Here is a 12,375-nt window from a genome sequence, read left to right on the forward strand (position 1 = left end):
CAAGGGCCGGATCACCGGCCCTTGAATTTAACTTGTTGCGTCCCGTATGCCGTAGGGGCGCTGCATGCTGCGCCCGCCTACTCACACCTCAATCAAGACGCCAATGACAACGCTTTTGGTTTGGCATTTTCTGCCAGCCAGGTTTTCACCCGCGCCTGCTGTTCTTCGCTGAGCCACATCCCCAGTTTGGTACGACGCCACAGGGCATCATCCAGCTCGACAACCCACTCTTTCTCAACCAGATAGCGCAGTTCAGCTTCGTACAGGTCATGGCCGAAGTCTTCACCCAAATCGCTCAGGCTATTGGCATTGGCCAGGATTATTTCGCTGTGGCTACCATAAGTACGGGCGTAACGACGAGCCAATGACTCTGTCATCCAACCGTGCTGACGGCGCAGTTTAGCAGCATAGCTATCGCGATCGCCGTCAATATTGCCCCCCGGCAGGGAACCGTTTTTGGTCCACGCCGGGCCACAGCCAGGATAGTAGTGAGCCAACTTCTCCATCGCGTGCTCGGCCAGCTTGCGGTAGGTGGTGAGTTTGCCACCGAATACGGAAAGCAGTGGGGCTTTGCCCTGCTCGTCATGTACATCCAGCGTATAGTCGCGAGTTACGGCCTGCGGTGAGTCAGACTCATCATCACACAGCGGGCGCACGCCAGAGTAGGTCCAGACGATATCGTCACGGCCCAGCTGTTTTTTGAAGTGGTCGTTATATACCTTCAGCAGGTAGTCAATTTCGTTATCGTCGATCTTCACGTCTTTCGGATCGCCGTGGTATTCCACGTCGGTGGTGCCAATGATGGAGAACTCGTCCAGCCACGGAATGACAAACACGATACGGTGGTCTTCGTTCTGCAAGATATAAGACTGTGGCTGGTTATGTGCCCGAGGTACCACGATATGGCTGCCTTTGATCAGGCGGATACCGTAAGGAGACTTGAGCTTCAGGCCATCGTCGAAGAAATGTTTTACCCATGGGCCGGTGGCGTTCACCAGGCCTTTGGCGCGCCAGGTAAAGGTTTTGCCGCTGTCGACATCGGTGGCTTCTACCATCCACAGGCCATTTTCGCGCCAGGCGCGGGTCACTTTGGTGCGGGTGCGCACTTCGCCACCGCGTTCGGCCACGGCTTGGGCATTCAGTACGACCAGGCGCGCATCGTCTACCCAACAATCAGAATATTCGAAACCGCGCTTTAAGTCTGGCTTCAGGACGGACTCTGGTCCAAAGCGCAAACCTTTACTGCCTGGCAGGCTGGTGCGTTTGCCCAAATGATCGTACAGGAACAGGCCGATACGGATCATCCAGGCCGGGCGCAGATGAGGCTGGTGCGGCAGGCGGAAACGCATTGGGAAGGCGATATGCGGTGCCAGTTTCAGCAGCACTTCACGTTCGGCCAGCGCTTCGCTGACCAGACGAAACTCGTAGTGTTCCAGGTAGCGCAGGCCACCGTGGATCAGTTTTGAACTGGCGGAAGACGTAGCACAGGCCAAGTCTTGCGCTTCCAGTAGCAGTACGGACAGCCCACGCCCGGCTGCATCGGCTGCGATGCCGGCTCCGTTGATACCACCACCGATAACGATCAAGTCTTTGGTTTCCACGTTAACTTCCTCCTGGTGTTCGAAATAGCTCTTTTATGTTCGTTTTCGCTCATTATTGTAATCGGAAACCAACAAGCAAGCCAAGAGTTAACCAAACAAAAACATTCTTGCGTGATAGAGGTAACAGTTTGGTGATAGTAGGTATACAAATTGAAGGGATATTTGACGCCGTTTCGCTTAGCTGCATCCGCCGCAAACCCATGCCCATTGCGGGCGTGGATATAAGGAAGTTTTTGAGTTTGGTGACGAAGCGACAGGGATGGGTAGGGGGGGGAACATAAATATGGGCATTATTTCAATCCTGACAACGCCTCCTCCATTAACTGGCCAAGCATTGCCCGCGCAGTGAGATTCTCACCGTCGGTCTTGGTCTGCTCAAGTGTGATCCCCAGATTTCCGAGTGTTGGCAGAAGGTTGCCCGCTATGCGCAGATCTCCTGGCATGCCTAGGTGCGTGCGCACGGTCAGACCAAACCCGGCCTTTACCGCAGCCCAGATACCGCTCAGGCTGTGGCTGACAAACATTACCCTCCAGGGGATCCCTGCATGATCCAGGCTGGTAGTAGCACGCGAGCGCATCAGGCACGGGTTTTCAAACATCACCAGTGGTAGCGGCTCACCCTTTGCCAGCAAAGCAGGAAGATCCAGGTCCGGATGGTAAATCCACTCTAGTTGGCGTTCGCCTAACCGTCGGCCTTCGCGTATCTGTGCATCTGGCTGCCACATGAGTGCCATATCGACCGTTTTATCGACTAATGCGGTCTGCAGCACACGTTGACGGTCAACCCTGGCGATGATCTTCAGCTCTGGATGATGGCGTCTGAACTGGCCGAGGATCCCAGGCATCAGTGATTCACCAAAATCCTCCTGCATACCAATGCTGATCTCCCCCTTTAACAATTCTCCTTTCAGAGCACGCTGTGTTTCATCGTTTAGCTCAAGCATGCGCCGCGCATAACCCATCAGCATTTCACCCTGAGGGGTCAGTTCCAGATGGCGCCCTTTTTTCATCACCAATGTCGCGTTGCACTGCATTTCCAGCTTTTTTAACTGGGCGCTGACGGCAGAAGTGGAGCGGGACAGGCGTGTTGCCGCCAGCGCAAAGCTGCCACATTCAATGCCGGTAACAAAGCTGCGTAGTGCATCCAGATCCAGCGCGGGTAAAAGCTTCTGCATTATCATCCTTATATTCAGGATGGTTGGTCCTGATTAATTCGATTTTCAGGATTTTACTATCACGCCAGAATGGGTTGACTGTCAATACGGAGAGAATGCCATGACCCAATCCACCGACCGAGACATGCTTGCCCGACTGGCCCCCAAACTGGCTGAATTGAGCAAGGAGGTTCTTTTTGATGATATATGGCAGCGCGGTGAACTCTCCCCGCGTGATCGCAGCCTGATAACATTGTCTGCTCTGGCTGCGCTGGGGCGGGTGCAACAGCTACCGTGGCACCTCGATTTTGCTCGGAAAAATGGTCTGAGCCAGCAGGAGATTATTGAAGCGTTCACCCATTTGGCTTTTTATGCAGGCTGGCCGGCCGCAGTATCTGCAATCGGCTGTATTGATGAGGAGAGTATCTGATGCCCTTCAGCCGAATTACACTTCGCCAAGGCTACAGTGAGACACAACTTCAGAAAATTTCTGACATTTTGCACCAGAGCCTGACGGAGGAGTTTGACGTTCCGCCAGACGACCGTTTTCAGGTCATTGAAACGCTACCTGCCAGCCAGCGCATTTTTGACCGGCATTATCAGAGCAATGAACGCAGCGACAACTTTGTCCTGTTTCAGATCATCGCAGGAAAGCCGCGTACCGCCGGGCAGAAGCAGAGTTTTTACCATGTGCTGAGTGAGCGCCTGAACAGGGGGCTGAATATTCATCCCGATGATGTCATGGTGATTATTCAGTACAACAACGCCGCTGACTGGAGCTTCAGCAATGGTCGCATGTATTGCCCTGGGGGATGAGCTAATTCGTGGCACGTTAGGCCCCCTCTCCATTTAGTGAGGGGGCGGGGCGATCAGCAGAGTTCCAGCTGTACGTCGTACTGCTCGATAATCTTCATCACGCTGGGTGGCGGAGCCTGATCGGTAAACAGATAGTCGATCAGGTTCATGTTCCCCAGGTTCACCATCGCGTTACGGCCAAACTTGGAATGGTCGGTAACCAACATCACGCAGCGGGAGTTTTCAATAATCGCGCGTTTGGTTCGCACTTCGTGATAGTCGAATTCGAGCAGCGAGCCATCCATATCGATGCCGCTAATGCCGAGAATACCGAAATCCAGGCGGAACTGGGAGATAAAGTCCAGCGTGGCTTCGCCCATGATGCCGCCATCACGGGTACGTACCTCACCACCGGCCAGGATCAGGCGGAAATCTTCTTTGGCAGTGAGCAGGGTGGCCACGTTCAGGTTGTTGGTCACGACCCGCAGATTTTTATGGCCCATCAAGGCGTGGGCTACCGCTTCCGGCGTGGTACCAATATCGATAAACAGCGTGGCGCCGTCCGGTATCTGGCTGGCTACGCGCTGGGCGATTCGGGCTTTCTCTTCCGACCACATCACCTTGCGATCGTGATAAGCGGTGTTTACCGAACTGGAAGGTAACGCAGCTCCACCGTGATGACGCTGTATTTTGTTCTGATCGGCCAGGTCATTCAAATCACGGCGAATGGTTTGCGGGCTGACGGCAAAGTGCTCCACCAGCTCTTCCGTACTGACATATCCCTGTAGGCGCACTAATTCGATAATTGCGTCATGACGCTGTGTTTGCTTCACGATATTCCCCTAATACACCGATGTGCCTGGTTGTTATTGTTCGTTGTGCGCGCGATGCCGCGTATCCCAGAATGCCATTAATAACCCTATCACTAAACCGGCAACGTGTGCCGCATTGGCGATCGACATTCCTAAAATATCGAAATAACCGGCCACCAGCCAGAGCGCGGAAAAGACCATCAAGCCCCGTGGCAGGTTCAAACCGCGTTCCGGTGCGCGTTCACCGCTCAGCCAGACATAGCCCATCAGCGCGTAAACTACCCCGGAAAGCCCGCCGAACAGCGCACCGCTGAACAGCGACTGTGCCCAGCCGCTAAAGAAGGCTGATACTACGGCGATCACAAACAGCTTGCCGGTGCCGAGGAGTTTTTCCAGCGGACCACCAAGATACCACCACCACATCAGGTTAAAGGTAATGTGCAGCAGCGAGAAGTGCAAAAACGCATGGCTGACCCAGCGCCACAGCTGGCCATATTGCGAGCTGTTTTGCGGCCAGGAGAGCCAGAACATGACGGTATCATCACCCAGCACCTGCATCAGGATATAGACCAGAATGCACAGGCTCATCACCGTTAGCGTCAGCGGCCCTGCCTTGCTGCGGATGATTTGCAGGTAAGAAAACTGTTGATACTGTAGACCGGCATCGGTGCTGCCTGCCTGCCAACTGGCGGCCTGATAGCGGCGGTTGAACGGATCGAGCAGGAACTGTTGCAGTTCGTGTTGCACCTGCTCCAGATGGGCCTCGTCCGCCAGCCAGATTTCGGCTGCATCGCCCGTGGCGCGGACTTCAAGTACAACCCCTTGCGTTGCCATGTAATCGACAAAGGCCTGCGCCAGGCGAGGGTTGGATACGGCGATCACTCGAACCATAGATTTTCCGTCTAAGTAGATGACTTTGGCCACGGGCAAAACCGCCGATGGCATTGGCGGCTGATTATACCGTTGAAATCCTGAGCGCAGGGAAGGGATCTGACAAAAACAGTGCAGAATTCAGCGATTGGCCGCCCAGAAAGGCGGCCCAAAGGGGGTTAGGCGGAGGTCTCAACGTCCTGTGGGAACTGGCGGGCCCAGGCCTCAAAGCCGCCATCAATACTGTAAACCGCGTCAAACCCCTGATGCAGCAGGTACTGCGCGGCGCTACGGCTGCTGTTGCCGTGATAGCACATGACCATCACCGGGCGATCGAACTCGTTCTGCTGCATAAATGCGGACAGGGTGGCATTGGTCAGATGAAAAGCGCCTGGCGTATGCCCAGCCTCAAAGCTTTGTGGATCGCGGATATCAACCAGTGCGGTGCTACCGTCTTTCAGGCGTTGGTGTGCTTGCACAACGTCGATCGTTTCAAACTGTTCCATAACTGCAAAATACCGGGTAATGGGATAATGTCTTTATTGTATCCAATTTTTGCAGGTATTAGACCAGAGCAACAGCAGGGACTTTATCCCCGCCGCCTTGCAGCCGTAGCGTTGTTACCAGCGATAGCTCACACCCAAGGTGCCACCGTAATCCTGGTAGCTGTTGGCTCCCATGGTGATCCCGCCTTCGAACCACAGCTGCATGTTGTAAGTGCTAGGCGAATGCAGGCCTAACTTGACCTCAAAAAGATCATTCAGAGCGTTGGTCTCTACCCGCGTATCATTAAAGTTGACCGCGTTTTTGCCACTATTATGCCACCAGTTGGTGGCGAGATAGGCGGTAGTATAATCGTCTTGATCGCTGTACCAGCGAATACCGACGCGTGAAGTAAAGTTTGGCGCATCGGCCTGATGAATATAGACGCCTGCCGGATCCTGATAATTATCGGCATCGAAGCGGTTATAAATAATCTGCAGCTGTGGCTCGATAATCAACTCGAGTGCCGAAAAAGGCTGTAGGGCATAGCCAGTTTCCAGCGAAGCGCTAAAGCCGGTGCTGTCATAATTCTGTTTGCCCTGCGCATAGGTCACGCTGTTGTTAAACCAGGCATATTGCAGCCAGGAATCCACATACGCCCCAGAATGCTTTTTCTTATCCTGATACCAGGTGCTGTAAGCGCCGATAGAATAGCCGTCGACTTTACCTTCGGATGAGAGTGTGGCGCTGTTAGCACTGCTCTTGGCGTGGCCGTAGCCGGTCATCAGGCCTGCCGTCCACTCTTCTTTGTTGTTATCCAAGGCCAGCAAATCCCCGCCAAGCATAAAGACCTGACGATCCATATCGACGGGCAAACCATTATCGCCCGCGCTCAGATCCTTGCTGTGATAACCCGAAGCGCGCATCCAGAATTGACTGTCTCCTGGCGCGGTCTTTCTTTGGTGTAGGGTATGAGAAAATAACGTTGATGCGGCAACCTGATTACCCAGATAAACCCCGGCATCGGGCCGAGAACTATAATCGATGAGGGTATCCGTGCTCGCTATGGCTGGAGAGGTGGTGAGATAAATCCCGACCACAATAAGTGTTTTCCTGTTTATTGCCACAATCCCAACTCCCTATGGAAATTTGCCGCAATAGTACCCAGATGAAACGATAATGTCATGAGAAAACAGGCGGGCTTTAGAGTGATCGTGAGTGATATCGCTCGACCTATTTATTTGGTGGATGTATCAGGCTCTATATATTACCTAAACTATAGGTTGCTTAATAAAAGGAGAATGAATGTTCATCCTGGGAAATCACCCAGGATGACAAAAATAGATAGCAAGGCAGCGGCGTAAAGGTTAAACCAACTGAACATCCACCCCTTGCAGGCGCAGTTGCTCGACTATCGCCGGATCGGCATCGCGCCCGGTAATCACGATATCGATCTGCTCGGTGCGGCTGAACAGCATACCGGCCCGTTGGCCGACCTTACTGCTGTCCACCAACACCACCAGCTTACCGACGTAGTTGAGCATCTTCTGCTCTGCCATGGCGGTCAGCATGTCGGTTTTATATAGCCCGTCGCTGGTGAGGCCGATCCCGCTGGTGAACATCCAGTGCCCGGCATACAGGGTGGCATCGCCGTCTTGGGGAGCCAGGGTGATCGACTGACTTTTATTGTACTGTCCACCCATGATCACCACGCTTTCGTGCTCACGTTCGATCAGGTAGTTGGCCAGCGGCAGGTAGTTGGTGATCACCTGCACCTCTTTACCGCACATCTCACGCCCCAGCAGAAAGGCGGTGGAACCGCAGTTGATTACTACACTCTCACCTGCCTGGCAAAGCTGAGCGGCCGCTTTGGCGATACGCATCTTCTCATCCAGATGCTGAGTTTGATGGATATTGAGCGGTGTCCAGGTGGGGCGAGGGGTGCTGGTGGCTTCGGCACCGTTACGCACCTTACGCAGCTTACCGGTCTCATTGAGTTTATTGATGTCGCGGCGCGCGGTTGCCGGTGAGATCTCGAAGGCGCTAATCACATCGGCCACGGAAATTTGCCCCTTACGCTGTAAGAGATCGAGAATGGCATTATGGCGCTGGGATTCGGTCATTCGGGCTCCGTCTGGAAATGAGAACGTTCCCCCGTCTTCAGGGGATATGCCGTGATTATATGCGCACCTGCTGATGATTTGAATCATCCGTGTGCAGAAGTGCGCATAAAGCTGCAGCGGCGTCACGTTCTCACGCTTGACCGTTACAGGAAGGATTTAAATGGCAAATCCGGTTCAAGGGTAAAGCAATCATCAAAGCCGCGTGGATAGTGGTATTCAAAGTTGTCTTTGTCCAGCGGCCAGGTGAATTTGCCCCCCACCTGCCAGATAAACGGCTTAAAGCCATATTTCAGCCGGTCCTTTTTCATTTCCCACAGTACGCGGATTTCCTGCGGATCGGCCTGAAAGTTCGACCAGATATCATGATGGAACGGGATCACTACCTTGGCGTTCAGCGATTCCGCCATACGCAGAATGTCGGCGCTGGTCATTTTATCGGTTATGCCGCGTGGGTTTTCGCCATAGGAGCCAAGCGCCACGTCGATCTGGTGATCGTTGCCGTGCTTGGCGTAATAGTTGGAGTAGTGGGAGTCCCCGCTGTGGTAAAGATTGCCCCCAGGAGTCTTGAACAGGTAGTTGACCGCCCGCTGATCCATGCCATCTGGCAGCATGCCCGCCGCTTTTTGCTCCACCGGCAAGGTGATCAGCGCCGTACGATCGAAGGCATCCAACGCGCAGATCTCCACGTCTTTGATTTTGATGACATCGCCAGGCTTCACTACGATGCAGCGCTCCGCCGGTACGCCCCAGCCAAGCCAGATATCCACGCAGCTCTGCGGCCCGATAAAGGGCACGTTGGCGGCACAGTTTTGCATCACCGCGGCGGCGACGTTGACGTCGATATGGTCGTTATGATCGTGAGTGGCCAGTACGGCATCAATCTGCCTGATGGCAAAGGGATCGAGGACGAACGGCGTGGTGCGCAGATTGGGCTGCAGCTTCTTCACCCCGGCCATGCGTTGCATCTGGTGGCCGGTTTTCATCAGCGGATTAGCGTGGCTCTGCTTGCCGGTACCACACCAGAAATCGACGCAAAGATTAGCATTTTCCTCTGATTTCAACCAGATACCAGTACATCCCAGCCACCACATGGCGAAGGTGCCGGGGGCAACCTGCTCTTGCTCAATTTCTTCATTTAGCCAGGAGCCCCATTCCGGAAAGGTATTCAGGATCCAGGACTCGCGGGTGATGGTAGTGACTTTACTCATGATTCGTTCCTCATCATCAGGGCATTTTACATCAAATTGAATCACAAATTATCATATTGTGATTCAATTTGATTTGTTTTGCTGAATCTAGCACCGTTTATTTATCCTGACAACCGCTGTTTAGCCGGTTTAAATCTGGCGTTTTACCTCGGTGATTCGGCTTTATGCACAACAGGTCATTCATTAACTTGTATTTAATTCAATGGGTAATGGAATTTACGTCAACCCGGCTCATTGAATGTACAAATTTTTACCCTATAACTTGCGAGGTTGTTCACAAATAATCATTTATGATCTTTTGGTGATTCGCTGTGATTGCTATGGTTAGCCTATCCCTGCGTTATAGTGACGCGTTGGCCTGGCGACCAGCGGCGTTCCCTACGGCGCATAAACGCTACATGGAGAGCCGTATGGAAACCCTCTACACCATCTTCACCGTGTTTTTTAATCAGGTAATGACCAATGCTCCGTTGTTACTGGGGCTGGTCACGCTGCTGGGCTATCTGCTATTGCGCAAAAGCGCGGCGGTGATCATCAAAGGCACCATCAAAACCATCATCGGCTTTATGCTGTTGCAGGCCGGTTCCGGCATCCTGACCGGTACCTTCAAACCGGTGGTGGCCAAGCTTTCCGAGGTTTATGGCATCAACGGTGCCATCTCAGACACCTACGCCTCGATGATGGCGACCATTGAACGGATGGGGGATGCCTATAGCTGGGTGGGTTATGCGGTGCTGCTGGCACTGGCGCTGAATATTGTCTATGTCTTGCTGCGGCGCATCACCGGCATCCGCACCATTATGCTGACGGGCCATATCATGTTTCAGCAGGTGGGGCTGATCGCGGTGTTCTTCTACATCTCCGGTTACGACATGTGGACCACCATATTGTGTAGCGCCCTGATCGCCTCGCTGTATTGGGGGATCACCTCCAACATGATGTTCAAGCCCACCCAATCGGTGACGGAAAACAGCGGTTTTTCCATTGGCCACCAACAGCAGTTTGCCTCCTGGGTAGCCTATAAGGTGGCGCCTTACCTCGGTAAAAAAGAGGACAGCGTGGAAGACCTCAAGCTGCCCGGCTGGCTGAATATCTTCCATGACAATATCGTTTCCACCGCCATCGTGATGACGGTGTTCTTTGGCATCATTCTCTGTTCCTTCGGGCTCAATACTCTGCAGCAGATGGCGGGTAAAACCCATTGGACGATCTACATCCTGCAAACCGGCCTGATGTTTGCCGTCGCTATCTTCATCATCGTGCAGGGCGTGCGGATGTTCGTTGCCGAACTGACCGAAGCCTTCAACGGCATCTCCCAACGCCTGATCCCTGGGGCGGTGCTAGCCATCGATTGCGCCGCCATTTACAGCTTTGCGCCCAATGCGGTGGTGTGGGGCTTTATGTGGGGTACCGTAGGGCAACTGATCGCGGTGGGCGTACTGCTGGCGCTTGGTTCCTCCATCATGATCATCCCTGGTTTTATCCCGATGTTTTTCTCCAACGCCACCATCGGCGTGTTTGCCAACCATTTTGGCGGCTGGCGTGCGGCGATGAAGATTTGCCTGGTGATGGGGATGATCGAAATCTTTGGCTGCGTATGGGCCATCAAACTGACCGGGCTAAGCGCCTGGATGGGGATGGCGGACTGGTCAATCCTGGCACCGCCGCTGATGCAGGGCCTGAGCTTCGGCCTGTGGTTTATGGGCGTGGTGGTAGTTATCGCGCTGTTGTACATGTTCTTCGCCGGGCGCACGTTGCGCGCGGAAGAGGATGCGGAAAAACAACTTACTGAATCGGCTTCAAACTAACTGGAGAGCACAACATGACGGTACGAATTCTGGCGGTATGCGGTTGTGGGCAGGGTAGTTCCATGATCATGAAAATGAAAGTCGACCAGTTCCTCACCCAACAAGGCGTAGACCACACGGTCAACAGCTGCGCGGTGGGGGAATACAAATCCGAACTGAGCGGCGCCGACATCATTATTGCCTCCACCCACGTGGCTGACGAAATCATCGTCAGTGGCAACAAGTATGTGGTGGGGGTGCGCAATATGCTGTCTGCCGCCGATTTCGGCCCCAAGCTGATGGACGTGATCGGCACTCATTTTCCCAAAGACATCAAGTGAGGCAACGGCAATGAAGCTGAGTGATTCGCTGGCGCACAACAAGTCGATTTTGTTGCAGGCCGAGGCACAAGACTGGCAGCAGGCGGTGAAAATCGGCGTCGATCTGTTGGTGGAGGCCGGTGTGGTAGAACCTCGCTATTTCAATGCCATTCTGGCCGGTGTTAAGCAGTTTGGCCCGTACTTTGTCTTGGCCCCGGGGCTGGCAATGCCCCACGGCAGGCCGGAGGAGGGAGTGTTAAAAACCGGTTTTGCGCTGGTCACGCTGAAAACGCCGGTTCGTTTTGGCGATGAGGACAACGACCCGATCGATATCCTGATCACCATGGCGGCGGTGGATGCCAAAACGCATCAGGAGGTCGGCATCCTGCAGGTGGTTAACCTGTTCGAAGATGAGGCCAACTTCGATCGCTTGCGAGCCTGCCGTACACCACAGCAGGTACTGGATCTGATAAACCTGACTTCTGCCGCTGCGGCAGCCCACTAAGGAGAGCAAGCAAGATGGCAAATACTTTACCAATGTTGCAGGTTGCGCTGGATAACCAGTCAATGGATGACGCTTATCGCACCACGCGTCTGATCGCCAATGAGGTTGATATTATTGAGGTTGGCACCATTCTGTGCGTGGCCGAAGGGGTACGTGCGGTGCGCGATCTGAAAGCGCTTTACCCAGACCGAATCGTGCTGGCGGATGCCAAAATCGCCGACGCTGGTAAAATCCTCTCGCGCATGTGCTTTGAGGCTAATGCGGACTGGGTCACGGTGATCTGCTGCGCTGATATCAACACCACCAAAGGGGCGCTGGCGGTAGCCAAAGAGTTTAACGGTGATGTGCAGATCGAGTTGACCGGTTTCTGGACCTGGGAGCAGGCACAGGAGTGGCGTGACGCAGGGATCCAGCAAGTGGTTTACCATCGCAGCCGCGATGCGCAGGCCGCCGGAGTGGCATGGAGCGATGCGGATATCACCGCTATCAAACGTCTTACCAGCATGGGCTTCAAGGTGACCGTGACCGGCGGTTTGGCCTTGGAAGATCTGCCGCTGTTCAAGGGCATTCCTATTCACGTGTTTATTGCTGGCCGCAGCATTCGCGATGCCGCTGATCCCGTGGCCGCCGCTCGCGAGTTCAAACGTACTATCGCCCAACTGTGGGGATGATGCTTGCCCCTCACCCCAACCCTCTCCCACAGGGAGAGGGAGCTGG

General features: G+C 54.0%; 14 protein-coding genes. 6 read left to right on the forward strand and 8 right to left on the reverse strand.

The genetic code is table 11. The features are described from left to right. Window positions 1-92: 92 nt before the first annotated feature. Both glpD and JHD74_RS10095 read right to left on the reverse strand, forming a co-directional pair. Window positions 93-1,601: a glycerol-3-phosphate dehydrogenase gene (glpD, locus tag JHD74_RS10090; RefSeq protein ID WP_024527606.1), complete on the reverse strand. Its 1,509-nt coding sequence runs from the start codon at window positions 1,599-1,601 to the stop codon at window positions 93-95. A gap of 290 nt (window positions 1,602-1,891) precedes the next feature. Further along, window positions 1,892-2,788 (reverse strand): LysR substrate-binding domain-containing protein, encoded by an 897-nt coding sequence (locus JHD74_RS10095; RefSeq protein WP_178380913.1) that lies wholly within the window; start codon window positions 2,786-2,788, stop codon window positions 1,892-1,894. Window positions 2,789-2,876: 88 nt separating this feature from the next. On the opposite strand from JHD74_RS10095, the gene JHD74_RS10100 reads away from it, so the two are divergent. Together JHD74_RS10100 and JHD74_RS10105 are read left to right on the forward strand one after the other, a co-directional pair. Further along, window positions 2,877-3,185 (forward strand): carboxymuconolactone decarboxylase family protein, encoded by a 309-nt coding sequence (locus tag JHD74_RS10100; RefSeq protein ID WP_024527604.1) that lies wholly within the window; start codon window positions 2,877-2,879, stop codon window positions 3,183-3,185. Beyond that, window positions 3,185-3,571, forward strand: coding sequence for a tautomerase family protein (locus JHD74_RS10105; protein ID WP_074030263.1), 387 nt, complete (start codon window positions 3,185-3,187; stop codon window positions 3,569-3,571). The genes JHD74_RS10100 and JHD74_RS10105 overlap by 1 nt, the downstream gene beginning before the upstream one ends. Before the next feature lie 53 nt (window positions 3,572-3,624). Here JHD74_RS10105 and JHD74_RS10110 read toward each other — a convergent pair whose 3' ends face one another. The 6 genes from JHD74_RS10110 to ulaG all read right to left on the reverse strand — a co-directional run bounded on the left by JHD74_RS10110 (window position 3,625) and on the right by ulaG (window position 9,046). Further along, window positions 3,625-4,383, reverse strand: coding sequence for a DeoR/GlpR family transcriptional regulator (locus JHD74_RS10110; protein ID WP_021181740.1), 759 nt, complete (start codon window positions 4,381-4,383; stop codon window positions 3,625-3,627). 33 nt (window positions 4,384-4,416) lie between these two features. Next, window positions 4,417-5,253, reverse strand: a complete 837-nt coding sequence (glpG, locus tag JHD74_RS10115) for a rhomboid family intramembrane serine protease GlpG (protein WP_024527602.1) — start codon at window positions 5,251-5,253, stop codon at window positions 4,417-4,419. A 158-nt stretch (window positions 5,254-5,411) separates the two neighbouring features. Next, a complete protein-coding gene (gene glpE / locus JHD74_RS10120; RefSeq protein WP_024527601.1) occupies window positions 5,412-5,738 on the reverse strand; it encodes a thiosulfate sulfurtransferase GlpE in 327 nt (108 codons plus the stop codon). Between the two features lie 114 nt (window positions 5,739-5,852). Then, window positions 5,853-6,842 carry an autotransporter outer membrane beta-barrel domain-containing protein gene (locus JHD74_RS10125; RefSeq protein WP_178380912.1) on the reverse strand — a complete coding sequence of 330 codons (990 nt, stop codon included), beginning with the start codon at window positions 6,840-6,842 and terminating at the stop codon, window positions 5,853-5,855. A gap of 240 nt (window positions 6,843-7,082) precedes the next feature. Further along, entirely contained in the window at window positions 7,083-7,838 is a 756-nt protein-coding gene (gene ulaR, locus JHD74_RS10130; protein WP_024527599.1) for an HTH-type transcriptional regulator UlaR, read from the reverse strand. A gap of 143 nt (window positions 7,839-7,981) precedes the next feature. After that, on the reverse strand, window positions 7,982-9,046 hold the full coding sequence (ulaG, locus tag JHD74_RS10135) for an L-ascorbate 6-phosphate lactonase (RefSeq protein ID WP_024527598.1): 1,065 nt from the start codon (window positions 9,044-9,046) through the stop codon (window positions 7,982-7,984). A gap of 410 nt (window positions 9,047-9,456) precedes the next feature. On the opposite strand from ulaG, the gene ulaA reads away from it, so the two are divergent. Genes ulaA through JHD74_RS10155 form a run of 4 tightly spaced genes read left to right on the forward strand, consistent with a single transcriptional unit; the run spans window position 9,457 to window position 12,329 of the window. Continuing rightward, window positions 9,457-10,854 carry a PTS ascorbate transporter subunit IIC gene (gene ulaA / locus JHD74_RS10140; protein WP_024527597.1) on the forward strand — a complete coding sequence of 466 codons (1,398 nt, stop codon included), beginning with the start codon at window positions 9,457-9,459 and terminating at the stop codon, window positions 10,852-10,854. A 14-nt stretch (window positions 10,855-10,868) separates the two neighbouring features. Continuing rightward, a complete protein-coding gene (gene ulaB, locus JHD74_RS10145; RefSeq protein WP_024527596.1) occupies window positions 10,869-11,174 on the forward strand; it encodes a PTS ascorbate transporter subunit IIB in 306 nt (101 codons plus the stop codon). A 10-nt stretch (window positions 11,175-11,184) separates the two neighbouring features. Further along, window positions 11,185-11,658, forward strand: a complete 474-nt coding sequence (gene ulaC / locus JHD74_RS10150; RefSeq protein ID WP_074030268.1) for a PTS ascorbate transporter subunit IIA — start codon at window positions 11,185-11,187, stop codon at window positions 11,656-11,658. Window positions 11,659-11,672: 14 nt separating this feature from the next. Further along, window positions 11,673-12,329 (forward strand): 3-keto-L-gulonate-6-phosphate decarboxylase UlaD, encoded by a 657-nt coding sequence (locus JHD74_RS10155; RefSeq protein ID WP_029710879.1) that lies wholly within the window; start codon window positions 11,673-11,675, stop codon window positions 12,327-12,329. Window positions 12,330-12,375: the final 46 nt, after the last annotated feature.

This window comes from Serratia sp. ASV30 (assembly GCF_016428815.1).
Classification (GTDB): Bacteria; Pseudomonadota; Gammaproteobacteria; order Enterobacterales; family Enterobacteriaceae; genus Chania; species Chania fonticola_C.